At 69.9% G+C, this 21,785-nt stretch carries 26 protein-coding genes and 1 pseudogene; 14 read left to right on the forward strand and 13 right to left on the reverse strand.

Features of this window, described 5'->3' with window-relative positions; genetic code table 11:
- Positions 1-6 precede the first annotated feature (6 nt).
- The 5 genes from Q0Z83_RS26750 to Q0Z83_RS26770 form a co-directional block, all read right to left on the reverse strand.
- Complete coding sequence (locus Q0Z83_RS26750) at positions 7-699, reverse strand: GNAT family N-acetyltransferase (protein ID WP_317796757.1); 693 nt, start codon at positions 697-699, stop codon at positions 7-9.
- 131 nt (positions 700-830) lie between these two features.
- A complete protein-coding gene (locus Q0Z83_RS26755; RefSeq protein WP_317796758.1) occupies positions 831-962 on the reverse strand; it encodes a hypothetical protein in 132 nt (43 codons plus the stop codon).
- A 340-nt stretch (positions 963-1,302) separates the two neighbouring features.
- A complete protein-coding gene (locus tag Q0Z83_RS26760) occupies positions 1,303-2,583 on the reverse strand; it encodes an IS701 family transposase (RefSeq protein ID WP_396349889.1) in 1,281 nt (426 codons plus the stop codon).
- 120 nt (positions 2,584-2,703) lie between these two features.
- Complete coding sequence (locus tag Q0Z83_RS26765; RefSeq protein ID WP_317796759.1) at positions 2,704-3,258, reverse strand: hypothetical protein; 555 nt, start codon at positions 3,256-3,258, stop codon at positions 2,704-2,706.
- A gap of 32 nt (positions 3,259-3,290) precedes the next feature.
- Positions 3,291-3,518 carry a hypothetical protein gene (locus tag Q0Z83_RS26770; protein ID WP_317796760.1) on the reverse strand — a complete coding sequence of 76 codons (228 nt, stop codon included), beginning with the start codon at positions 3,516-3,518 and terminating at the stop codon, positions 3,291-3,293.
- Between Q0Z83_RS26770 and Q0Z83_RS26775 the strand changes: the two genes are divergently transcribed.
- From Q0Z83_RS26775 to Q0Z83_RS26800, 6 genes and pseudogenes are all read left to right on the forward strand, one after another.
- Positions 3,519-3,857 carry a hypothetical protein gene (locus Q0Z83_RS26775; RefSeq protein WP_317796761.1) on the forward strand — a complete coding sequence of 113 codons (339 nt, stop codon included), beginning with the start codon at positions 3,519-3,521 and terminating at the stop codon, positions 3,855-3,857.
- Between the two features lie 54 nt (positions 3,858-3,911).
- Positions 3,912-4,352 carry a hypothetical protein gene (locus tag Q0Z83_RS26780; protein WP_317796762.1) on the forward strand — a complete coding sequence of 147 codons (441 nt, stop codon included), beginning with the start codon at positions 3,912-3,914 and terminating at the stop codon, positions 4,350-4,352.
- A gap of 169 nt (positions 4,353-4,521) precedes the next feature.
- Positions 4,522-4,842: a PHD finger domain-containing protein gene (locus Q0Z83_RS26785; RefSeq protein ID WP_317796763.1), complete on the forward strand. Its 321-nt coding sequence runs from the start codon at positions 4,522-4,524 to the stop codon at positions 4,840-4,842.
- Between the two features lie 77 nt (positions 4,843-4,919).
- Positions 4,920-5,846 (forward strand): Scr1 family TA system antitoxin-like transcriptional regulator, encoded by a 927-nt coding sequence (locus Q0Z83_RS26790; protein ID WP_317796764.1) that lies wholly within the window; start codon positions 4,920-4,922, stop codon positions 5,844-5,846.
- A 47-nt stretch (positions 5,847-5,893) separates the two neighbouring features.
- Positions 5,894-6,013: pseudogene (locus Q0Z83_RS26795) on the forward strand (DUF397 domain-containing protein); the annotation flags it as partial.
- 130 nt (positions 6,014-6,143) lie between these two features.
- Entirely contained in the window at positions 6,144-6,383 is a 240-nt protein-coding gene (locus Q0Z83_RS26800; RefSeq protein WP_317797422.1) for a hypothetical protein, read from the forward strand.
- Between the two features lie 455 nt (positions 6,384-6,838).
- Here the strand turns inward: Q0Z83_RS26800 and Q0Z83_RS26805 are convergent, their stop codons facing one another.
- The 4 genes from Q0Z83_RS26805 to Q0Z83_RS26820 form a co-directional block, all read right to left on the reverse strand.
- On the reverse strand, positions 6,839-7,453 hold the full coding sequence (locus tag Q0Z83_RS26805) for an FMN reductase (RefSeq protein ID WP_317796725.1): 615 nt from the start codon (positions 7,451-7,453) through the stop codon (positions 6,839-6,841).
- Positions 7,450-8,547: an LLM class flavin-dependent oxidoreductase gene (locus Q0Z83_RS26810; RefSeq protein ID WP_317796765.1), complete on the reverse strand. Its 1,098-nt coding sequence runs from the start codon at positions 8,545-8,547 to the stop codon at positions 7,450-7,452. Before Q0Z83_RS26810 ends, Q0Z83_RS26805 begins: the two co-directional genes overlap by 4 nt.
- Positions 8,548-8,657: 110 nt before the next feature.
- The gene (locus Q0Z83_RS26815) at positions 8,658-9,962 is read right to left on the reverse strand and encodes a hypothetical protein (protein ID WP_317796766.1); all 1,305 of its coding nucleotides are present in this window, start codon (positions 9,960-9,962) and stop codon (positions 8,658-8,660) included.
- A 181-nt stretch (positions 9,963-10,143) separates the two neighbouring features.
- Positions 10,144-11,481, reverse strand: coding sequence for a hypothetical protein (locus Q0Z83_RS26820; protein WP_317796767.1), 1,338 nt, complete (start codon positions 11,479-11,481; stop codon positions 10,144-10,146).
- A 69-nt stretch (positions 11,482-11,550) separates the two neighbouring features.
- Here Q0Z83_RS26820 and Q0Z83_RS26825 point away from each other — a divergent pair, with 69 nt between their 5' ends.
- Positions 11,551-12,336: a cyclase family protein gene (locus Q0Z83_RS26825; RefSeq protein WP_317796768.1), complete on the forward strand. Its 786-nt coding sequence runs from the start codon at positions 11,551-11,553 to the stop codon at positions 12,334-12,336.
- A 1-nt stretch (position 12,337) separates the two neighbouring features.
- On the opposite strand, the gene Q0Z83_RS26830 is transcribed toward Q0Z83_RS26825, so the two are convergent.
- Entirely contained in the window at positions 12,338-12,832 is a 495-nt protein-coding gene (locus tag Q0Z83_RS26830) for a DUF6529 family protein (protein WP_317796769.1), read from the reverse strand.
- Positions 12,833-12,852: 20 nt separating this feature from the next.
- Positions 12,853-14,544 (reverse strand): serine/threonine-protein kinase, encoded by a 1,692-nt coding sequence (locus Q0Z83_RS26835; protein ID WP_317796770.1) that lies wholly within the window; start codon positions 14,542-14,544, stop codon positions 12,853-12,855.
- 125 nt (positions 14,545-14,669) lie between these two features.
- Between Q0Z83_RS26835 and Q0Z83_RS26840 the strand changes: the two genes are divergently transcribed.
- Positions 14,670-15,200: a DUF1990 family protein gene (locus tag Q0Z83_RS26840; protein WP_317796771.1), complete on the forward strand. Its 531-nt coding sequence runs from the start codon at positions 14,670-14,672 to the stop codon at positions 15,198-15,200.
- Here the strand turns inward: Q0Z83_RS26840 and Q0Z83_RS26845 are convergent.
- Positions 15,189-16,178, reverse strand: coding sequence for a serine hydrolase domain-containing protein (locus Q0Z83_RS26845; RefSeq protein ID WP_317796772.1), 990 nt, complete (start codon positions 16,176-16,178; stop codon positions 15,189-15,191). The genes Q0Z83_RS26840 and Q0Z83_RS26845 overlap by 12 nt on opposite strands.
- Positions 16,179-16,260: 82 nt before the next feature.
- Here Q0Z83_RS26845 and Q0Z83_RS26850 point away from each other — a divergent pair, with 82 nt between their 5' ends.
- The 3 genes from Q0Z83_RS26850 (at position 16,261) to Q0Z83_RS26860 (ending at position 18,595) form a co-directional block, all read left to right on the forward strand.
- Positions 16,261-16,716, forward strand: coding sequence for a deaminase (locus Q0Z83_RS26850; protein ID WP_317796773.1), 456 nt, complete (start codon positions 16,261-16,263; stop codon positions 16,714-16,716).
- A gap of 77 nt (positions 16,717-16,793) precedes the next feature.
- Positions 16,794-17,069: a hypothetical protein gene (locus Q0Z83_RS26855; RefSeq protein ID WP_317796774.1), complete on the forward strand. Its 276-nt coding sequence runs from the start codon at positions 16,794-16,796 to the stop codon at positions 17,067-17,069.
- A gap of 104 nt (positions 17,070-17,173) precedes the next feature.
- The gene (locus Q0Z83_RS26860; protein ID WP_317796775.1) at positions 17,174-18,595 is read left to right on the forward strand and encodes a hypothetical protein; all 1,422 of its coding nucleotides are present in this window, start codon (positions 17,174-17,176) and stop codon (positions 18,593-18,595) included.
- Between the two features lie 335 nt (positions 18,596-18,930).
- Here Q0Z83_RS26860 and Q0Z83_RS26865 read toward each other — a convergent pair whose 3' ends face one another.
- Positions 18,931-19,830, reverse strand: coding sequence for a S1C family serine protease (locus Q0Z83_RS26865; RefSeq protein WP_317796776.1), 900 nt, complete (start codon positions 19,828-19,830; stop codon positions 18,931-18,933).
- A 599-nt stretch (positions 19,831-20,429) separates the two neighbouring features.
- On the opposite strand from Q0Z83_RS26865, the gene Q0Z83_RS26870 reads away from it, so the two are divergent.
- The 3 genes from Q0Z83_RS26870 (at position 20,430) to Q0Z83_RS26880 (ending at position 21,773) form a co-directional block, all read left to right on the forward strand.
- Positions 20,430-20,726, forward strand: a complete 297-nt coding sequence (locus tag Q0Z83_RS26870; protein ID WP_317796777.1) for a DUF732 domain-containing protein — start codon at positions 20,430-20,432, stop codon at positions 20,724-20,726.
- 259 nt (positions 20,727-20,985) lie between these two features.
- Positions 20,986-21,267, forward strand: a complete 282-nt coding sequence (locus Q0Z83_RS26875; protein WP_317796778.1) for a peptidoglycan-binding protein — start codon at positions 20,986-20,988, stop codon at positions 21,265-21,267.
- Between the two features lie 98 nt (positions 21,268-21,365).
- A complete protein-coding gene (locus Q0Z83_RS26880) occupies positions 21,366-21,773 on the forward strand; it encodes a hypothetical protein (protein WP_317796779.1) in 408 nt (135 codons plus the stop codon).
- Positions 21,774-21,785 lie beyond the last annotated feature (12 nt).

Genomic DNA, 21,785 nt, shown 5'->3' on the forward strand with positions numbered 1-21,785 from the left:
TCGACATCATCCGGTGCGGCCGAGGATGGTGAATGGCCCGGCGTGGCCGCTGGACCCAGCACCATCGCCACAGACCTTCTGCTTGAATCCGTCGATCAGGCAGGTGTCAGGCAGAATCGCGTAGAGGGACAGGTCGCAGCGCTGCCCGGCACGATTCTTCGCCTTCGAGCGCATGACGCCCTCCAGGACAGCGCCGGCGCGTTCGGCCGCCTTCCGCGAGCCGATATTCTCGGGCTCGATCAATAGCTCCAGCCGCGCCAAGCCGACCTCGCCCAACGCCCATGATGCGAGCATGGCAATGGACGCGGTCGCAACGCCACGACGTCGGGCTGCCGGAGCGATCCAGTAGCCGACCTCGCCGACCATGTCCTCAGCATCGATGGCGACCAAACCCACGGAGCCGAGGACTTCCGCGCTGTGTGAGTCGGTCACGGCGAACGCCGCCCCGGCTCCGTCCGACCATGAGCGGGGAGCGTGAAGTCCCGTGAACTCGGCGGCGTGCCCGCGCTCATACGGCACGGGGATACGGGTCCAATACTGAATGTCAGGATCCTGGCAAATGCGATACACGATGGCCGCATCATTGGGATGCCACGGGCGCAGTGTCACCCTGTCACCGAACAGGACTGGTTGCACACTTGGCCAGCTGGGCGACTTCGGCTCCTCGGCCACCGCCACTCCGCGCCCCATCGTTTCCATTCACCAGATTATACCGCTACCGAAATCAGCGTCCCTTTTGCGGCGGCGGCCACACCGAACGCCAGCGATCTCAGACGATCGCCGTCCACCACATGACAATCGCCCCTCCGAAAGGCGCAACCGCCAGCCTCTCACGGGGTCCACCAGACCGGGGCCAACGCCCGGACCAGGGTGATCGCCGACGCGGCGGCGAGGCTCCAGAGGACGACCGTGCGGAATCGGGACGGGTCGGTGAGGCGGGCGACAGCCGGTCGCCGGCCCACCAGCCGGCGGCGATGGCCGGCAGGCCGGCAAGGGCGATCAGGCCCGCCGTCGCGGAGAACTGGCTGGCCAGCACGAACCCGAGCAGGCCGGCCGGGCCGACCACCACGAAGACCGCCACACCGCTGAGATCGTGCCTCGGAGAACGAACTCTCTTGCCGCGATTCACTCGTTGCCCCGCGTCTGGTCCGCCGTCCGGTGCCCGCTCGCGCCGATGTGTGTGTTGACAGAGTTCCTAGTGCTCGTCGCAGCTCTCTGGCTATGGCGGTTGCATTTGGGTTCTGGTTCTGGCCCTCATCTCGTGATCGCAACTGGCCCTAGTACGGCAGCCGCCATTCGTGATCATGGTTGGAGTTCGAGGGTGAGGCGGCGGGCGTAGTGGGCTCGTCTGGCTCGTGCCTGGTGGCGGCGTCGCCAGTTTGACCAGCGCAGACGGTAGGCGATGCTGCGGGTTGGCCGGATCAGCAGGACGTTGATCAGACGGCGGATTTCGTTGACGGTCAGGTCGATCATGTCGGGCTGACCGCGACGATCTGCGGTGCGGGCGTCGGCGGCGCAGATCGCGAGGACGGCGAGGGCGGCCAGGGCCAGGGTGGTGAACCGGTGCCAGGACGTCCACCGGCGGACTTGGTGCTGGTCAAGGCCGACTTGGCCTTTTCCGGCCTGAAAGCTTTCCTCCACGATCCAGCGAACTCCCGCGACCCGCACGAACTGGGCGAGGGTGGCCGGCCCCGGTGCCCAGCAGCGGTAGAAAGCCAGCTCACCGGTCGTGGTGTTACGTCGGATGAGCAGGCTGTGCCGGCCATCGTCGTCGGGGTCACCGTCGGCGCCGACGTCGGCCAGCCAGGCCCAGTCGTAGAACCGTGGTCCTTTCGAGCCGTCACCAGCGCTGCGCCGGGTCCAGGCGGTGGCGGGCAGGTTCTCGGCGAGGCGGTCGACGCGGCAGCGGGTCTTGCCTGCGTCGATCGGCACGAGGTGATCGCAGGAGACTGCCAGCACGTAGCCGAGGCGGAGTTTGCGCAGTTCACTGCGGAGCCGGGTGTTATTGCCGTAGGCCTCGTCCGCGGCGACCCACCGGGCTGGGACCAGGGCATTCACCGCGGCGTTGATCATGTCGTCGGCCAACTCCGAGCGGGTGGCGAACGTGACGTCCTGCGGAATGCCGGCCCGCTCGCACCGGTCACGGTCATCGGTCCAGGACTTCGGCAGGTAAACCCTGCGGTCGATCAGAGTGTGACCGTGCCTGCTCGCATAGGCGAGGAACACTCCGACCTGGGCGTTCTCGATCCGCCCGGCGGTTCCGGTGTATTGACGCTGGACACCGACCGAGTGCACGCCCTTCTTCAGATCGCCGGTCTCGTCGACCACGAGGACACCGTCAGGGTCACCGAGTCGGTCAGCGACGACCTTGCGAACGTCGTCACGCACCGCGTCAGCGTCCCACTTGGCCCGGTAGAGCAGCCGTTGCATCGCATCCGGTCGGGCATGTCCGGCCTGCTCAGCCACCTGCCAACACGTCTTGACCTCCAGGTCGGCAAGCAGCCCGGTGACGAACCCGGCCGCCGCCCGGCGGGGCTCAACCCGGCAGAACCGGCCCGCGAACGAGTCGATCACCAGGTCGATGGTTCGTCGCCACCGAGCAGGCTCTACGCTGTGGCTCTCGGCCACCGCAAGGTCTGATGTTGTGTCCACAACGCACAGACGATCATGCGGTGGCCGTCCTTGTTCCCGCAGGATCCGAGGTCACCTCACGAACGGCGGCTGCCGTACTAGACCGGCCAGTGCACCGAGGAGCATGACGGGCAGGTTGGTGAAGGTCGCGACGATGTTGCCGATCGAGAGGCCGAAGCCCGCTGCGAGGCCGCGAGTTACGGCGTTGACGTGCCTACTGAAGTTCTCCCAGGACTTCCCCCAGGAATCGAGCTTGTTGATCCAGCCCTCGACCGTGGAGAACGCGTCGCCGAGCGCGGGGATCCGCTCGGTGACTGCCTTCTCCGCCCCGGCATTCGGGTTCTGCCAGAACTCCTCGATCTTCCTCTGATTCTCCGGGCTCGAGAGCCAGTCGTGGATGCGCTGGAGCGTCGTTTCGACGCCAGCGAGAACGCCGCCGCTGGCCTCCTGCGACGGCTTGAACAGGATGCCGACGATGCGCAGCGCGAGACCACCGATGCGCCAGATCTGCGCCAGGCTGTCTGCGGCGTCGCGCATGAAGTTCGCCAGGGCGCCGCTCTTGTCGGCCTGGGCGATCCAGGCTGAGAAACGCTCGATCGCGCCGCCGAGCCGGGCGAGGAATGGCACGGAGTTGGCGGCCAGCCGGCCGAACGCGTCCGTCAGCGGACCAAGAGACCGGCCGATCCGGCTGAGGAAGTCACCGAAGCCACCGACCGCCCGCTGAATGTTCTTGACGAAGCTGGCCTTGCCCAGGGCCGCACCGAGGTTTTGAGTAGCCCGTTGAAGTCTGAGGCCAGATCGCCGAGCGTCTTGAGTAGCGGCGCCTGCCAGACCTTCGCCAGCTTGGTGATCACGCCGCCGAGGCCCGAGAAGAACTGGCCCTGCACGTGGCGCTGAATGTCGCGGAACGGCTTGCGGAGTTTCGCGACCGCCTTGACGAAGTTCTGCGCGCTCGGCGCGAGCTTGTCGAGGGTCTTCTGAGTGACGAATCCTTGTTCGCCCGGCTCGGAGAACGCGTCGCCGAGGCCACGATCACAACGCCCAGCGCGGCGACGGTGCCGAACATCAAAGTCGTCACGGAACCGAGCGCCCCGCCGACCAACATGACCGCGGCCGCGAGCGCCAGAAAGCCCACGATCGCCGCCGGAATCGCGGTAGCCACGGCCAGCAGCGCGCCGACGAGCAGATTGAGACCGCCGGTCGCGACGGTGCCGGCCCCTGCCTGAATCGCGCCGGTCAGCGCGGACAGGGCGACCTTGCCGCCCTCACGTAGCGCGTCGGTGACGTTTCTCGGCGAAGCCACTGATCAGCGAACGCGCGGCGCTGAACGCGGTTCGAAGACCACCGAGCACGCCGCCGCCCACACCGAGCCCGAGACTTCGGCGGAAGCGGTCGTCCTGTTCCCGCGAGAGGGCAAAGGCTTTGCGAAAGCCGGTCTTGAAACCGCGGCCGAGCGCTCGCGTGACGCTGTGCTGGAGCTTCGTTTCGAGATCCGAGCCGCCCTCATCGGCGCCGGTGCCCAGGCCCTCACACGTGGACTCCGAAGCGGACTTCTTGAGCCGGTCGCTCAGGCCCTGCAGGTCGAGATCCCCGAGACCATCGCTGACAGCCTCGGCGACCTGCTCGCTGATGGCCGCGCCGATCTCCTTGCCGAAGCTCGCCAGGCGGCGCGTGGGTCTCGGCCTGGAGCTTCTTCAGGAAGCCCTTCGCACTCGGAATGATCGAGAGCGTCGCGTAGCCGACGTTGCTTATGACGCCTCCTTCCGGCGCTGAGCTGCCACGAGGGCACGCTGAGCGCGGAGGCGGGCTGCGGTGGACTCGTGCTTCGTGGCGCCTGTGCTCGACGGCAGCGGCCGGAGCGGGTGCGCCTGGCCGGTTACGGCCTGGAAGATGTCGCCGAGCAGGATCGCCGTCGCCGTCGTGCCGGCCGGGATGCCCCTGCTCTGCGGTCCACGTGGCGGACTCAGGAGGAAGGTGCCTGACGAGCGCATACACGCGCCGTGCGGACAGCTCGCCGCGCCAGAGGCCCGCAAGGTCGACACTGTAGAAGGGCTGAAGGTCAGCCTCGACGGCGTCGTAATGGTCGCGGAGCAGAGCGACGAGCGCGATCAGTTTCGGGGTGGCGCAGAGCGCGCAGAAAGAAGCCCCGAGGACGTTTCTGCGCGGGACGGCCTCGGGGCTGTTGTGGCTGGCGCGAGGAGTTTCGAATGAAACGGCTGAACGCGCTGCTCTCTGCGTTGTCGCAATCAAGGGCGATTGGCGGCTTTTGAGGGTTTGGTGGGAGCTGAATGTCGGTCGCGCGTGACGACCTTCCCGCAGTGTCGCGACGGCGGGTGCGGTTGGCGTTGCGCGCGGCCCGTGAACGAACCGGTCTCAGCCAGAGCGAAGTCGCCAAGAAGCTGGGCTGGTCACTCTCCACAGTGCAGCGCATCGAGTTGGGTGAGGTCACGATCTCGCCCACCGATCGCCGCGTCGTCCTGGTGGACATCTACCAGTTGACCGATCAGGCGTGGATCGCCGAGCTCGTCGAGCAGGCGCGGGTCGCTCGCCGCGAGCGGTACTGGACGGCGGCCGAGCATCGTGATCATCTTCCGACCGGGCTGTTGCAGCTGATGCAGTTCGAGATGGCGGCGACCACGATCCGGGCCTACGAGCCCACGCTGATTCCCGGGCTTCTTCAGACGCCGGCGTTCGCCGAGGCGATGCTGGCCAGCCATGAGCTCAACCTCGGCGGTGAGCGGCGGCGGGTCCGGCGTGAGGTGCGCCTGGCGCGCCGGTCCCGGGTGATCGAGCGCGACGAGGGTGCACCCGACTCCCGTCTCCTGCTCGACGAGTCGGCGCTGTTGCGGACGGTCGGCGACATGACGATCTCCGCCGATCAGTTCGAGGATCTGGCCGGGGCCAGTCGCCGGCGCAATGTGCGGGTGCGTGTGGTGCCGATGGACGAGGGCGGTCTGATCGGCACGTTCGGCGCGTTCACCGTGCTCGATCTCGCCGACGACCCGGAGGACGCCGTGCTGTACCGGGAGTCGTACATCCGGGATGAGCTGGTCGAGGACCTCCCCGAAGTGCAGTATCACCGTGATGTCTTCGAGCGGTACTGGCGCCTGTCGCTGCCCGAGGAGGCGACCCGGGTGCTCCTGCTGGAGCGGGTCTACACCCTTCGCGCACGCATCGCCAGAGGGCTCGACCAGGTTCAGGACAACCGGTCCTGAGTCGCCTGCAAGAGAGGTTCGACATGAGAGACACCACAACGGCGTGGATGCGTAGTTCTTACTGCAACAGCGGGGTCTGTGTCGAAGTGGCGCGGGTCGACGGCACCGTTCAACTGCGTGACAGCACGAACCCCGATCTGCCCGCCGTGGTTTTCACCCCGGGCGAACGGACCGGTTTCAAGATCGCTCCCTGCGCCGACGGGCGCTCGTGGGCGGTGGGCGGCCCGTTGCAGCGGGCCGCCCGTGCTGCCCGAGTTCACAAATGGCCACGCAACGGACATCAGATGAAGGAGCAGCATGGACACGGTAACCACCCCGCCTGGACCTGGCGAGAAGAATCCCGATCAAGGGCCTGGCGTCACCAAGGCGGCACTCAGGACGGCTGGGGGTTCCGGCGTCGCGATCATTGGCATCTTGACGGCTTCGGCCTTCGGGGCGATTCACACATCTCTCGCAATGGTGGCGCTGGCGGTGTTCGGCGTAATCATGCTCGGTGCGCTGATTGTGGCCGGCATCTACATCATCAGGAGCGTTTGATAATGGTGCGGGCTGGCTTCCCGGTCGGCCCGCACCAGCCCTCACCCCGGAGGAATCGGGACGCCGTGCAGGTGCTCGGGCGCCGGTGGAGCCGGAGCCGACGAAGTATTCGAGGGTGGGGAGTAGAGCGAGCTTGTGCGCCGAATCGGCGGGCCCAGACCGCTGGCGACGACACATCGGGACGCCACTCTGTGGCACCGCGCCGGGTTGCAGCGGCCCCTACAACCGATCTGCGTTGGTCCGATCGCTGGCCACGCAACACTGATGACCGATCTTCGTGAACCGGAGGGACCTGTCGCACTGCCCGAATCGCGAGATCAGGATTCGTTCAGGACTCGGGCGACCAGCAGGCCCAGGGGTCTTCGGGCCGGTCACGATGGTGCGACGTGTAGTCGTCCAATCGGCGCGGGACCCCGGGTGTCCCGGTGTCCCGCGCCGATCGTCGGTGGTGGTGGTCAGAGGTTCTTCAGCAGGTCCTCGAAGTCCGCGGTCAGCGCGAACGGGTCGGTGACCACCGCGGGCTCGCGGCGCTCGACCTCGCGGGCGAGTTCGGCGGCGGCCCGGTCGATGCGGGCGCGCAGCGGGCCCTCGACCGAGTTCGCGCCCCAGTCGTCACTGGCGGCGAAGACCGAGGTCGGGATGATCGCCGCGCGCAGGTAGGAGAAGAGCGGCCGCATGGCGTGTTCCAGGACCAGCGAGTGGCGGGCCGTGCCGGCCGTGGCGGCGAGCAGAACCGGCTTGTCGACCAGGGCGTCCTTGTCGAGGACGTCGAAGAACGACTTGAACAGTCCGCTGTAGCTCGCCGAGAACACCGGGGTGACGGTGATCAGGGCGTCGGCCGCGGTGACCGCCTCCTGGGCCTGTTTGAGCGAGGTGCCGGGGAACCCGGTGAGCATGTTGTCGGTGATCTCGTGGGCCAGGTCGCGCAGCTCGATGAACTGGACGTCGAGGGTGACGCCGAGCCGGGCGGCGGCGCCGGCCGCCGCCGCCGACAGCTGGTCGGCGAGCAGGCGGGTCGACGACGGCTGGCTCAGGCCCGCGCTGATGACGACGAGCTTGCGCTGCTTCATGCCTTCACTTCTTCCTTGGCGGCGTCGCGGGCGGCGAGCAGGGAGGCGTGGGTGGGTGCGTCCGGCACGTGGGCCGGCTTGCGGGCGGCGAACTCCTTGCGCAGTACCGGGACCACCTCGGAGCCGAGCAGGTCGAGCTGCTCGAGGACGGTCTTGACCGGCAGGCCGGCGTGGTCGAGCAGGAACAGCTGGCGCTGGTAGTCGCCGACGTACTCGCGGAAGCCGAGGGTCTTGTCGATGACCTGCTGCGGGCTGCCGACGGTCAGCGGCGTCTCGCGGGTGAAGTCCTCCAGCGACGGGCCGTGGCCGTAGACCGGGGCGTTGTCGAAGTAGGGGCGGAACTCCTTGACCGCGTCCTGGCTGTTCCTACGCATGAACACCTGCCCGCCGAGGCCGACGATGGCCTGGTCGGCCGAGCCGTGCCCGTAGTGCTCGAACCGCTGCCGGTAGAGCTGCACCATCCGCTGGGTGTGCGACGCCGGCCAGAAGATGTGGTTGGCGAAGAACCCGTCACCGTAGTAGGCAGCCTGCTCGGCGATCTCCGGGCTGCGGATCGAGCCGTGCCAGACGAACGGCGGGATCTCGTCGAGCGGGCGCGGGGTGGAGGTGAAGCCCTGCAGCGGCGTGCGGAACTTGCCCTGCCAGTCGACGACGTGCTCACGCCACAGCTTGTGCAGCAGGCTGTAGTTCTCGATGGCGAGCGGGATGCCGGCGCGGATGTCCTTGCCGAACCACGGGTAGACCGGGCCGGTGTTGCCGCGGCCGAGCATCAGGTCGACCCGGCCGTCGGCGAGATGCTGCAGCATCGCGAAGTCCTCGGCGATCTTCACCGGGTCGTTCGTGGTGATCAGCGTGGTCGCGGTGGACAGCTGCAGGGTCGAGGTCTGCGCGGCGATGTAGGCCAGCGTGGTGGTCGGCGACGACGAGAAGAACGGCTCGTTGTGGTGCTCACCGAGCGCGAAGACGTCGAGGCCGACCTGCTCCGCGTGCTTGGCGATGGTGACGATGTCCTTGATGCGCTCGGCCTCGGTCGGGGTCCGGCCGGTGGTCGGGTCCGTCGTGATGTCGCTGACGCTGAAGATTCCGAACTGCATGACCGGCTCCTGGACTGATCGGCCGGGGATCTGACTTCCCGGACTGCCCCGCACAACGCGTTTGACTGCGCAACTATTTCAGATTCAAACAAGTTGGGCTGCGGCGGGGGTCACATCCGATAGTGGTCAGGCCGCGAGGCGCCACCCGCCACCCCGGCGATCACCACGCATCCGACCGACACCACGAAGACCGTGACCAGGACGGAAACCGTGTGGACGTCCGTGAAGGGCAGAATGAAGACCACCAGCTGCGGGAGGAACAGCCACCCCCATCCCCGACCGAGCCGCCGGATCAGAAAGGTCGTCAGCGCCAGGCCGACCAGCAGGATCACGATCGAAAGAACCGTGTAGTCGACAGCCGGCTCCGGGGCTGTGATCGCCTCGGCCGGGGCGAAACCGGGGAAACCGATCCGCGCCCACCTGCCGTCGACGTCACGCATTGCGAAACCGTCCCGGCCGTTCGCGACCACCACCACGTGCCCGCCCGGCACGTCCGCCACGGCGAGTGACACCGAGGCCAGCTTGCTCCCCTCGTACTGCTGGAGCAGCGCCTCCCGGTCCGGCCCGTCGATCCGCCAGCTGACCGGCCAGCCGGCGTCACCCGTGTCGCTCTGCACAGCGAGCTGCCCGGGCACCACCCGATAACAGACCTTCGGGACCGATCGGGAGCAGGGCGGGGCCGCGGTCGGCCAGGAGAGCGAGGTCGACGGTGACAGAGTCGGAGGCGGCGCGGGCCGCCGTGACGTGACCTGCCCGATCTGCGAGGTCCACGGGACCGGCTCCGGCTCCTCGATGAGCTGCCAGGTGCGGCCGCCGTCGGTGCTGACCGCCTCCGGTTTCTCCGGATAGTCGCCGGCGAATTCCAGGTAGATCGCACCGTCGGCGCCGACGGTCACGGCTTGCGCGTTCGGCTTGCGCGGCTCCGTGCTACTGGTCGCGGCCACCCCGAACAATGCCACCGGCAGAATCACGGCCAGTCGCAACGCGCGCAGCCAGCGCCGGGCCGGTCCGCCGGTCAGCGGCCGCCGGGCGGTCCACCAGGCCAGACCCAGGAACGGCAGGGCCAGCAGATCGGACCGGTCGGCCCGCACGAGCGAGGGCGTGATCAGGCTCCAGGCCGCGGACGCGAGCTCCGCCCCGTACCCCCAGAGCTTGACGAACAGGAACCCGCCACCCACCGTGACGATCGCGGCGGCGGCGACCGGCCGGAAGGGCAGCCGCGGCGCGATGAGGCCCGCCAGGGCCGCGAGCAGCGGCGGCGCGAGCACCATCCCGGCGACGTCACTGAGTTTGCCGGTCACCCAGCCGGGCCAGACGGATTTCAGCAGATGATCATTGATGACGAGCAGCGCCAGCGCGGTCACCGTCATCGGATGACACAGCCAGGCGAGCGCCTTCCCCCGAGCAGCGTTCACCTTCGACACACTGTCAGCGGCGGGTCACGGTGAGATCCCGGGATCAAATCCTTTGGATGTACGACTACCGGGAGGCACCCGGGCCGTCCGGGGCGACGCAGGCGGCAGCCCGGACCGCGACGCGGCGCCGGGCCGGATGCCGCCGGTCACCGCTACGGCAACGGCCAGAACCGAACACCGGTCACGACATGACCCACCAGGCAGCGACCGACACGGCGACGGTGAGTAGGGCCGCGACCGCCGTCGAACGGGACCAGTCCCGTCGGGAGGCGGCCCACACCTCGGATCGGCTCACGGCGACGCAGGCACCGACCAGCGACACCATGACGGCCAGGCAGGTGCAGACGAAAACCGGGAACCAGATCAACGAGTTCGGTTCGAGCCAGCCCAGCACGACCAGCGGAAGCAGCATGATCGCGGACACCGGCAGCAGGGCGACCAGCCACCACCAGTGCCGGCTCTGCCCGGAACGACGCAACGACAGCACCCCGGTGACCGTCATGAGGAACCCGGCGAGCAACGAGATCACGGTGATCACGAGCGCGGTGCTCGGCGGATCCGGCGACGGGTCGGCCGACAGCGGCGGCACCACCGATCCTCCGTCCGACCGCGGGAAGCCGATTCGTTCCCAGCGGCCGATCGCGTCTCGGACCGCGAACCCGTCGCGCCCGTTGGCGACCACCACCACATGACCGGCCGCACCGTCCAGGACGGCCAGCCCGTCCGACGTGAGGTCGCCGAGACTGTCGGCGTCACCGTAGTCGTGGTAGAGCGCTCGCCGCTGGCCTTCGCTGACCCGCCAACTGTCGGTCCACGGGCCGCCCGCCACGCTGCTCTGCACACCGAGCCCGGCCGGCACCACCCGGTAGCAGATCCGCCCCTGGGAACACGCCGGAGACTCCGGTGACCGCGGCGCGGCGCTCGCGGCCCAGGTCCTCGCCTCGTCCCGACTGACCCACCAGTCGTCGCGGCCGACCCGGACGTAGAGGGCGCCGTCGTCCACGGCGACCTCCTGGGCCAGGGGGCGCGGCAACGGGCTGGTCGCCGCGACACCGGCCAGGGCCAGCGGCATCAGCACGGCCAGGCGCACCGCCCTGGTCACCCGGCCGGCCCGGGTCGTGCGGCTGCGACCCAGGGTCCACCAGGTGGCGGCCAGCAGGGGCAGGACGAGCAGGTCGGTGGGGTCGGCCCGGATCAGGGACGGGGTGACCAGGCTCCAGGTCGCGGACGCCAGTCGGGCCCCGTACACCCAGAGCTTGACGAACGTGAAACCGACGCCGATGGTGACGATCGAGGTGATCGCGAGCGGGCGCAGCGGCAGTCGCGGAGCGATGAGGCCCGCCAGGGCCGCGAGCAGGGGCGGAGCAAGCAACATGCCGGCCGCGTCGCTGAGTTTTCCGGTGACCCAGCCGGGATGGACCGCCTTCAGTACGTGATCGTTGACGACGAGGACCGCCAGCGCGACCATCGTCACCGGATGGCCGAGCCAGGCCAGAGTGATCCCCCGTGTGGTGTTCATGATGGACACCGTGGCAACCGTTGGTCACAAGACCGACACCGCACGATTCCCATCCGGCACGATGTGCGCATGTGCACTCAACACAAAGTCACCCGCCGGGCCGCGCTCGCCGGAGTCGCCGGGCTCGCCGCCACCGCCATGACCGCCGAACCCGCCGCCGCACACTCCGGACGCGGGCTCCGCGACCTCACCCATCCGCTGTCCGAGACGTTCCCGGCGTTCAGTCCGGGCGAGGAGGCGTTCCGGCGGACCGTCACGACCGTCGAGGACGACGGCTACTACATGCAGGAGTGGCGGATCATCGAGCACATCGGTACGCACGTCGACGCTCCCGGCCACTTCACCGCGGGCGGGCGGCTCGCCACCGAACTGCGGCCGGACGAACTGATCCTGCCGGCCGTGGTCGTCGACATCGCCCGGCGGGCCGCCCGTGACCCGGACGCCGAGGTGACCATCGACGACCTGCGGGAATTCGAGCGACGGCACGGCCGGATCCCGGACGGGGCGGCGGTTCTGATGTACTCCGGATGGGGTTCGCGGATCGGGGACGCGAACGCCTACCGGGGCACCGACGCGGCCGGGACGCTGCATTTCCCCGGGTTCGGCACGGACGCCTGCGAGTGGCTGCTGTCCCGCCGCCGGATCCGCAGTCTCGGTGTGGACACGCTCAGCATCGACCCGGGGATCTCCGAGACCTTCGACACGCACCTGGCTCTCACCGGGGCCGACCGGTACGGGCTGGAGAACCTGGCCGGGCTGGACCGACTGCCCCGTACCGGCGCCACCATCTTCGTCGGCCTGATCCCGTACGCCGGTGGTTCCGGAGGTCAGGCCCGGGTGCTCGCCACCTGGTAGCTCACCAGCTCAGCCCGATCGTCGTGAAGAACCACAGCGCCGACGTCAGCCACAGGCCGGCCACCGCGGTCAGCACCAGCCCGCCGGCCACCGGCAGCCCCCAGCCCCGCCCGTCCCCGGGCCGGCTGAGCAGCAGCATCTTCGTCACGAACACGCCGTAGAGCAGACAGCCGAGCAGGGAATGCGCCAGCACCCGGGGCGTGTCCGACCGCAGGCCGAACGTGTAGAGGCAGTGCACCGCCACCGGCATCGACAACAGCAGCGCGATCCGGCCGCACCAGCGGTGCACCGCCCCCACCCACGCGGCACCGGGCACCACGCCGTAGATCGCCAGCGCCGTCAGCAGTTGCACCGCCAGAAACGCGGCGACCCCGGTGGCCAGCCACGCCTTCAGGGTCTGGATCCGCAGGAACGTCTCCACGTCGGACGTCCCGACCGGGTCGTGCAGCCGTCCGTACACGCCGAGGCCCACCGCGACCCCGACCCCGGCGACCACGGGCAACCAGACCCGGGGCCTCAGAATCCCTCCCCGGTGTCCACGTCGATGGTGGTCGCGCCGGTGACCGTCGCACCGTCGACGGTGGTGCTGCGCCCGGTCAGGTCGAGCAGCGGCGCCGGGCCCGGGGTCTCGCCGCGCAGCAGCACACCCACCTGCCGCCCGTCCGGCAACACGATCCACGAGCCGTTGACCTTGGCGCCGCCGACCTGGCTGCTCAGCCGGTACAGCCCGGACGGCTTGCGCACCACGCCGATCTCGAACCGGTGCGCCCTGCCCTCGAACGTCACCTCACCCGCCGCGCGCCGGGCGTCGAACAGGCCGCTGATCTTCGTGTTGTTCTTGCCGGAGAGGCTGAGCAGCCCGTTCTTCGCGGTGCCCTTCAGCCAGGCCTCCAGCCGGTCGCCGTCGCAGATGTACGCGATGGCCTGCCCGTCCCGGATCGAGATGGCCAGCGTGCCCGCCCCGTCGTCGACCTTGCCGGCCATGGTGACCCGCAGCCGCTCGGCGGCCGGGGTGTTCAGCGGCGGCAGGGCCACGTCGTTGGTGGGCGGCAACGTCCCGGTGCCCTTCTCCACCGGGGTGACCGCGGGCGGGATGCTGACCTGGGTGACCAGGTTGCCGGTGCGCGCGTCGGCCTGGGTGGTCAGGTTGAGCCCGGTCACCACGGCGGCGACCGCGACCGCCGCGGCCAGGGTGATCAGCGGTCCCCGGCGCCAACGCGCCCGCTTCGGGGGTTCCGGCGGCGGCTGCCCCGCGCCCGACGGCAGCCGGCCGGCCCACGTCCCGATCGTGTCCCGCGGCCCGATGAACGCGGCCCTCGGCGGCTGCGGCGGCGCGGGCGGCGGATAGGTCGGCTGCGGCAGCTGCGGCGGCGGGAACCCGAGCGCCAACGTGACCGGCTCGGCGTCACCCATCGGGTGCCCGGACACCGGCGCGACCGGCGGGATGCCCCGCGCCTGCGCCGCGAACTGTCCCAGGTAGGCGGCCACCCGGGCGGCCGGCGGGCGGCGGCGGGGATCAGCGGCCAGACAGTCACGGGCCACCGGGCCGAGCGGTCCGGGCAGCGCCGACGGGTCACCGTCCGGACGGCCGGTGGTCAGCTCCAGCAGCAGCACACCCAGCGACCACACGTCGGCGGCCGGGGTCGGCGGGCCGCCCTGGAAGATCTCCGGCGCCGTGTAGCCGGGGGTGCCGCCGGCGACCGAGTGGTGCGCGCCGCCGAGCAGCACGGCCACCCCGAAGTCGGTGATCCGGATCTCCGGCGGCGTCGAACCGCGCACGATCAGCAGGTTCTCCGGCTTCAGGTCGAGGTGGACGACCCGCCGCTCGTGTGCGAAGGCCAGCGCGGCGGCGGCCTGCGCGGCCACCACCACGACCTCGGGTGGGGTGAGCCGGCCGCCCCGCATCGACAGATAGCGGCGCAGGTTGGGACCGTCCACATACTCCATGACCAGGGCCAGGGTGCCGCCCTCGACGATCAGGTCACGCTGGCGCACGATGGCCGGATGGCTCAGGGCGCGCAGCGCCGCCTCCTCACGGAGGAACAGCTCACGGACCCGGTGGTCGCCCGCCAGCTCCGGGCGCAGCAGTTTCGCCGCCAGCGGCGGGCCGCCGTGCCGGCTGGTCGCGCGCCGCACCACCGAAACGGCGCCGCGGCCGATCTCCTCGTGCAGCAGGTACTCCCTGCCGAGTGGTTCGTGAGCGGCCATCCCCGTACCCCTTGCCAATAGATCAGCTAAGCCCCACCGACTGTCATAACCATGTCGATCTTTCCGCGGTTCAGCGCTCCACTCGCGAATTGCATTCTTCTATAAGACGCCGATCAATGGCGAGGGTGATCTACGGTGAATCGGTGCTGCTGGACGGCCCGTTCACATATCCCGAGGTCGGTGCGACCCGGGACGCTCCGCTGCCCGCGGGTTACCGGCACGTGCTCCGGGACGTCGAAGTGGGCGCGGGGCGCGACGTCTTCGAGCGGGCCGCCGAGGCGCTGCTGACGTTCCGGATGCATCGGGGCGCGGGGCTGACCGTCGGCACGCGCGCGCCGGCCGTACCCGGTCTGCCGGTGGTGATCCGGATCGGCGCCGGACCGTTGCGGCTGACCGCGCCGTGCCGGGTCGTCTACCGGATCGACCAGCCGGACCGGCAGGGTTTCGCCTACGGCACCCTGGACGGCCACCCGGAGCGCGGCGAGGAGGCGTTCGTGCTGCACCTGACCGAGGCGGGCCGGATCCGGTTCCGGATCACCGCGTTCTCCCGGCCGGCGAGCGCCCTGGCCCGGCTCGGCGGTCCGCTCACCACGCTGGCCCAGGAGTTCGCCACCCAGCGGTACGTCAGGTCGATGCGCCGGCTGTCACTGCCCTGACTGGTGCTCGCTTGACTGGTGCTCGCTTGATTGGAGCTCGCGTAGCAGGTCCATGGCCGGGCCGTCGACGATCCGCGACGTATCGCTGAGCACCACCACACCCACCCGCTTCGCCCGGTCGAACCCGACGAACGCGAACGCCCCGCCGGTCTGCCCGTTGTGATAGATCTGCAGGTGACCGCCGAGTTTGTCGTGCAGCCGCTGGGCCATCCAGCCCAGGCGCACGGTCAGGAACGGGTTGACCCGGTGTTCGACGTCGAGCGCCAGCCCCACCGCCGCGGTGATCGGCGACTCCTCGAAATGCGCGCGGACGAACGCGATCAGGTCGGTGGTGGTGGACCGCAGACCACCCGCACCGGCCAGGTCGGCCATGTTCCACGGCTGCACCGGACGCAGCTTCGCGTCGTGTTCCGGCTCCACCGGCCCGCCGACACCGGTGCCGGTCAGGCCGAGCGGGGTGGTGATCTCGCGGGCCACCAGGTCGCCGTAGGACAGGCCGGTGTGCCGGGCCAGCGCCAGCCCGAGCAGGCCGGCGCCCAGGTTCGAATACCGGAACCGGGTGCCCGGAGGGGCCGGGCGGATCCGGGACAGGTTGGCGATCAGGTAGTCGGCGGTGCAGTCCGCGTACGGATCCGGGGTGTTCGGCCGCAGCAGCGCCTTGAGCAGCATCCCCTTCGGCAGGCGCGGCAGCCCCGAGGTGTGGGTGGCCAGATGCCGCAGCGTGATCCCGGCCGGCGCCGGCAGGAAGTCGTGCAGCGGCTGGTCCAGCCGTACCTCACCGGCCTCGACCAGCCGGGCCAGGACCAGGCTGGTGAACACCTTGCTCACCGAACCGATCTCCAGCCGCGAGTCGACGGTCAGCCCGCCTGACGAACAGACCTCGGTACGGTCGGCGGTCAGCGCGGCGACGACGACGCCGTGACGGTTCGGTGCCAGCTTCTGGACGGCCTGGCGGGTCGACTCGGCAAGATCTGTCACGGCGTCCATTCTGGGAGGCGGGCACAACGAAGGCCGGGAGTAGTGTGCTGATTCGGACCAGGGTCGCACGACGGGGAGCAGCATGGACGACCATCGGTGGATGCGCCGCGCGATCGAGCTGGCCGACCGCTGCCCGGCGTCCACGTCGGCGTTCTCGGTCGGCGCGGTCATCGTCGACGGTGACGGCATCGAGCTCGCCAACGGCTGGTCCCGCGACTGCGACCCACAGGTCCACGCCGAGGAGTCGGCCCTCCAGCGCGTCGACAGCCCCGCCCGGCTGCGCACCGCCACCATGTACAGCACGCTCGAACCCTGCTCCAAACGCGCCGGCCGCCCACACGCCACGTGCACCGGTCTGATCATCGCGGCCGGCATCCCGCGGGTCGTCATCGCCTGGCGCGAACCCGACCTCTTCGTCACCTGCGAAGGCGTCGCGCTGCTCATCGCCGCGGGCGTCGAGGTGGTCGAGCTTCCCGGGCACGCGGCGGCGGCCCGGGCGGCCAACGCCCATTTGGCGAAATGGGACGCCGAGGGCTGAACGTCTCACCCGCCCCATGCGTACTCACTGTTACCAGGGTCACGTCCTGGTTCGTGAGGAAACGTAAGGAGCAGATCATGACGGTCCAGGCACTGCAGCCCCGCGAGGCGCGTCACCACACCGGCGCGATCGTACGCAGCCGACGGTTCGCGACCCAGTTCGAGATGGACGGACACATCCTGACCCTGGGCGTCGAGCCTGGTGTACGCGGTGGTCTCTACTATCTGCCATCCGTGCCGAAGTTCGACGACGGCACCCCGGTCCCGCGCGAGGTCGCCGCCGGGCTGCAGTCCGTGATCGAAGAGGTCGAGCGTTTCTGGGGCCACTGGCCGGAGTTCCGCGCCACCCTCTGATCACTCACGGTGATCCACCTTTTTCTGTCAGGGGGTGGGTCTAGCTGCCACCTGATTTCACCTGGCTCGGCAACCTCCCGGTGCCACCGGGTGTGCCCGCCGAGGTGAACAGCATCTCCGGCTGGGACTGGCCGTTCATCGCCACCATCCTGGACCGTGAGTGGGCCGACCTACCCGAGGAGGTCCGAGCCGCCCGCCGGCTGTCCCGCGGCACCGACCCGGTGCTCGTCGACCTGGGCTCCAGCCCGCAGACCGAGACGACCGCCCTGGGCTGCTTCGACCTGACGTCCTACCCCACCGCCCGCCCGATGGACTGGACGGTGCTGACCCGCCTGCCCCGCTGCACCGAGATCAGCTGGTCCGGCCCCGATCGAGGCTTGACGGCGGCCCTCCAGCGGCATCCCCAGATCACCACACTGACCTGGCTCGACGCCCCCGAGTCGGTCGACCTGTCGCAGACCCGGGTGACCGGCCTCCGGATCACCGGCGCCGCCCTCCGCACTCTCCGCCTGCAACCCCGCACCCGCACCCTCACCATCGACGGCCCGGCACCCGCGACCGGCGGCGTGTCCGTGCGCACGGTTCATGCCCACGACGAGGGTCGCGGGCTGCATCTCGACATCGTCTCCGCGACCCCGGCGACGGTGGCACCCGACGGCCTGTCCCAGGTCCGCTCGGTGTCGGTCAGCGGCGCCGGCGCGCTCTCCGCCGACACGGTCGGCGCCTTCCCGGCGGCACATACCGTCACGCTGCGCTGGACGGCCGCCCCCGGCCGCCTGGACCATCCGACCGCGCTGACGGCACTTCCCCGGCTGCGATTGCTGGAGATGTTCGACGCTTACGGGTTGGCCGCCGACACCCTTCCCGACCTGCCGTTGGACGACCTGCTGATCCACGGCCTGCGAGGCTCGACCGCCCGGGGCTTGCGCACCCGTTTCCGGAGGTCCCCGACGACCCTGCACCTGCTGGGCGCCAAGTCCGACACATGGCTGGCCGCCAACATGGACAACCCGTTCCGAGACTGGGCCGACGACCATACGGCAGCCGGCGCCGCCGTATGCAAGGCCTACGCCAAGGCGCTGAAAGCCATCACGCGCGCTTCCTCCGTCTCCTCACCTAACGGCGCTTCCTCATCCACCGCCTCGTCGCCGGCCGCCGATCCCTCACCCGCCACCGCTTCATCCACCGCCTCGTCGCCGGCCGCCGATTTCTCGCCCGCCGCCTCTTCGCCAGCCGCCGATTCCTTGCCCGCTGCTGCGTCCGCTCTCGTTACCGCCGTCTCGGATCCGCCGGCTGCCCGGGCGGCGGTGACCCACCCTGGAGGCGTGGCCGACCCGGCCACCGACCTCGTCAAGGCCGCACTCCGGGAGTTGGTCGAAAGGCTCGACACCATCGACGACGAATTCGACATCCTCGACACCATCCGCCGAGAAGAAGCCGGCGAGGCCTTCCTGGGACTCGCCACCCGAGCCGGAGTCCCCTCCGCCGTGGCCGAGGAGTGGTTCGACACTTGGCGCAACTTCTGATCAGGAGTCTCCGGGCGCGGCGCCGGCCCGGGCGGGTGTGATGGAGGCGGCGCGGGCGGCTGCCCATACCGGAGTCGAAGTCACGGCCGGTCCGCGATCCCCTGGACCCAACCACCGCTGCACCACACCGGATCCGAACCCGCGCCTGATCGACGTCCGGCGGCGCCACGTCACGAATCCGCGGCAGGAACGGGCCGGGCGAAATCGGAGTAGGACATCTCGCAGCGCGGAGCCTTCCGCTCAGAACCGGGCCACCACGGAAAGGACGTCTCGCGGCGGAGTGGAATTCGAAACGGTTCGCAACGGAGTGATCGAGGGGCGGAGTGATCGAGGGGTCAGAGCCGGCTGCGGAGCTGGTTCACGACCGCGGTAGCGGTGTCGGCGGGAATGGCGAAACCGAGGCCGACACTGCCGCTGCTGTCGCCCGCGGTGGCGATCGCCACGTTGATGCCGATCACCCGGCCCGAGGTGTCGACCAGGGCGCCGCCGGAGTTGCCCTGGTTGATCGGGGCGTCGGTCTGTAGCAGGCCGGACAGTTTCTCGTCGCCGGTGTTCACGCTGCGGTTCAGAGCCGAGACGATGCCTGAGGTCACGGTGCCCTCCAGGCCGAGCGGAGCGCCGAACGCCAGAACCGTGTCGCCGACCGCGACGCTGTCGTCGGTGGCGAACGTCACCGGGGTGAGGCCGGTCAAGCCGGTCGCCTGCACCAGGGCCAGGTCGTGTGTGGTGTCGGTGGCGACCACCTCGGCCGGTACGGTCTGGCCGTCGGACAGTCGCACGCTGACCGAGCCGTCGGATTCGATCACGTGGTTGTTGGTCAGGATCAGGCCGTCGGCGGAGAGGATCACACCGGAGCCCAGGGACGACGATCGGGCGCTGTCGACCAGGACCGTCACGATGCTGGGCTGGACCTTCGCCACAATCGGGGCCAGGTCGGAGGTTTCGGTGATCGTCGCCGCGGAAACGGCCGCGGCCTGGGCCGGGCTGGAACCCAGATAGTCCTCGGCGAGGTACGCCCCGCCCGCGCCGCCGCCGGCGATCAGCACCAGGATCGCCGCGCCGCCCGCGATCCGCTTCATCCACCGGGGATCACGCGGAGTGCCGACCATCATCGGCGGAACATGCGTCGGCGGGAGGTCGTAGGTGACCCGATGCCGCCCGTACGGGCTCCGCGCATCGTGGCCGCCGCCGGCCTGGTCGTCATTCCGGGAGGGGCGCGTCATCAGGTCCGTCATGTGATCGACTCTGCGCCCGAAGGTTGTTCCGCAGCGGTGAGCCGTCTGTGACTTCGCTGTGCCCGCCGGTCGCCCGTCCGGGTGGCTCCGGCGCGGCAACGCCGAACCCCCGATCCGGCGTCTAGGGTCGGCCGGGTGTTTCTCCCCCAGCCATTCCCGGGCAATCCGGCATCAATCCTCGTTCCCGATCCGGCAGAGTCGGTCGGCGCCCACACGATCCCCGAATCGCCCACATCAGCGGCACCCGGTCGAGCCGACCACGACGGGAGGCCGCCGCGGGCCACCGGCACCCGGCTTCTCGGCGAACGCCCGGCCGGACGGATCGGGCGGGCGCGGCCGACAGTGGAGCGACGCCCGTTCGGTCCGACGATCAGCGAGCCCGCCGCGGCGCTCCGTCGGGGCCGGCCGACCGACTTGCGGGAGGCCCGATGACGCCGCCGGGACCGATGACGCGGCCGAATCACCGAACGACGCGGGAGACCCACCGATGGGCGGCCGGCCTCGTGACGGCGGCAGCCGTCACGGTTCTCGCGGGATGTGCGAGCTCGCCACCCGTACCACGTTGGGTTGATCCGGAAGCGTCCGGCGCAACGCCTGCGGTGAGTGACGCGGTGGCCGCGCCGTTGATGGAGCCGTCGGCGTCGGCGGATGCCGCGGAGTTGGTGGCCTCGGATGAGCGCTTCGTCGCCGCGGTGCGTGGGCGGTTGTCCGACGCGACGGTGGATCTTCGAAATGAGGAGATCACCGAGATGGGCGGGCAGGCGTGCGCGGCGCTGGCCGCCGGACAGCCGCGGCGGGCGGTCGTCGAGGAACTGGCCGGGCACGGGCTCCCCGATGCCGCCGCCCGTGAGCTGGTCATCCTGGCCCGGTCCACCCTGTGCGACGGTGCGGGCTGAACCCGTCGAGTCGGACCGGCCGTGCGCTTTCGGCCGATCGGGCTTCCGGAATGTCCGGATAGCCGACGGCTGAAGCCTGGTTTGCCGGCCGACCCGGTTCCTGAACCCGCGGGACCGCGTTGAGCGCGATGACGACCACGGGCCGACCCATCGGATCGGCCGAAAGTCGCAGAGGCGCACAGGGTTTGGAGACGGTGGGCAGATGTTCGGCACAGGTCACGCGGAGATGCTGGGATCACCCACTACACGGGAGGTCACGATGTCAGCACGAGGAATGCTCAGCCTGGTCGGCAACGCCGTCGGCGGCCTGATCGGCTGGTCGGAGCCGGTTCCGCCGGCGGACCCGGAGGTGCTGCGGGCACTGTTCGCCGACCTCGGCGTGCGGGTCGGGCCGGACCCGGCGGAGCTGGCCGAGGCGGTCAGCTACTTCCAGGCGCGGACCGGACTCCCGACCGACGGCGAGGCCGGTCCGCGCACGGTCCACCTGCTGGCCCGGTATGCGGCCGAGGCGCGGGAGATCAACCAGATCCAGGCGGCCTGACCCTCCCGAGGGGATGATTGTCCGTTTCCAACATGATTTGCCCGGTGTTGTCAGGGTTGCAGGCGCCGAACAACGGGGCCGGACAACCGGAGGACGCCATGGAACGTCGCACCATCATCCGCACGAGTCTCGCCGCGCTGGTCGCCTCGTGCGCCGTCGCCACGATCACCCCGGCCGCACCGGCCACGGCGGCGCCGGTCCTGGCCTCGTCGATCACACTCGACCGCTCCGGCGGTTTCACCGGGCGTCACGACACGTTCGTGGTCACCGGCGCCACCCCGAACGGCCGGCCGGCGCTGCGGATGGTCAGCACCCGCCAGTTCCTGCGGCTGCGCGGCTCCTACCAGCCGAAGAACCCGTGCTGCGACCGCTACGTCTACGAGCTGACGGTAACGTACCGCAATGGTTTCCATAAGAAGGTCTCGACCGTGCAGGGCACCCCTGGTGTCCCGCAGATCCTGTGGGACGTCATCGGCGAGGTCGAGCGGGTCGGCTCGGAGTCCTGACCCCGGACGGCT

It is taken from the genome of Actinoplanes sichuanensis (assembly GCF_033097365.1).
Taxonomy (GTDB): domain Bacteria; phylum Actinomycetota; class Actinomycetes; order Mycobacteriales; family Micromonosporaceae; genus Actinoplanes; species Actinoplanes sichuanensis.